This is a genomic window from Vibrio sp. D173a, from assembly GCF_030248475.1.
The window spans coordinates 1-616 of sequence record NZ_JAHGAH010001019.1; the positions used below are offsets into that span (position 1 = coordinate 1).

At 48.1% G+C, this 616-nt stretch carries 1 pseudogene; it reads right to left on the minus strand.

The features are described 5' to 3' along the window. Positions 1-22: 22 nt before the first annotated feature. Positions 23-616 (minus strand): annotated as a pseudogene (locus tag KIV40_RS30995) (oxygen-independent coproporphyrinogen III oxidase); the annotation flags it as partial.

The window sequence follows — 616 nt, forward strand, 5'->3', positions numbered from 1 at the left end:
ATTTTTCGAAAACAGAGCTCGCTTAGATAACGCGAGAGAACTGCTGTTGGCGAGCCTTGGCACGCAGGTATTTGTCGAAACACATACAGATGTTACGAATCAACAAACGACCACGCAGGGTTACGCGGATCTCTTTGTCATCCACTTCAACTAGCTCATCATTAATGAAGGTTTGCAGTAGCTCTAAGTCTTCTTTGAAGTAGCGATTAAAGTTAACTGAGAACTCAGATTCAATCTGGGTCTTATCCAGTTTAAAGTTACAGATCAGCTGCTTAATCACTTCACGACGCAGTAAATCGTCGTTATCTAGAGCCACACCTTTCCAGAGGGCATGACGCAGGTCGTTGACTTGCGGGTAGTATTTCTTCAACTCTTTCTGGTTCTGCGCGTACGCGTCACCCACCATAGAGATTGCCGAGACACCAAAGCCAATCAGGTCACACTCACCTTGAGTGGTGTAGCCTTGGAAGTTACGGTGAAGAATACCTTCACGCTGAGCCACTGCGAGCTCATCTTCTGGCAGCGCAAAGTGGTCCATGCCGATAAACTGGTAACCCGCACCCGTGAGCGTCGCGATGGTATCTTGCAGGATCGCCATCTTCTCTTCTGCTTTCGG